Raw genomic sequence first — 343 nt, forward strand, 5'->3', positions numbered from 1 at the left:
CCAAGCGCAAACAACCGTGGCTCTGCCAACCTGCAGTATCCGTTCGAGATGCCGCCAGCACGAAACGGTATGCAGCCAAGCCTTGGCTTGCAGTACAGCAGCGAGGGCGGTAGCAGTTGGCTTGGCGAGGGTTGGAACGTCAGCGTGCCAAGCATTACGCTTGACACCCGGTGGGGCGTGCCTCGTTATGACCAGTCAAAAGAGACGGAGACTTATCTCTTGTCCGGTTCAATGCTCTCCACCATGGACGACAACGGACAGATGGGAGTCGCACACCGTGGCGAGAAGATGAACAGAAAGGCTGACCGCCAGTTCTACACCCGCCAAGGCGGTGATTTCAGCC

At 58.0% G+C, this 343-nt stretch carries 1 protein-coding gene; it reads left to right on the top strand.

Going from position 1 to position 343, the window contains the following annotated elements:
* A partial coding sequence (locus tag DW917_RS18025) for a SpvB/TcaC N-terminal domain-containing protein (RefSeq protein WP_305000152.1) occupies positions 1 to 343 on the top strand: 343 nt, incomplete at both ends.

The organism is Prevotella sp. AM42-24, assembly GCF_003461825.1.
GTDB classification, from domain to species: Bacteria; Bacteroidota; Bacteroidia; order Bacteroidales; family Bacteroidaceae; genus Prevotella; species Prevotella hominis.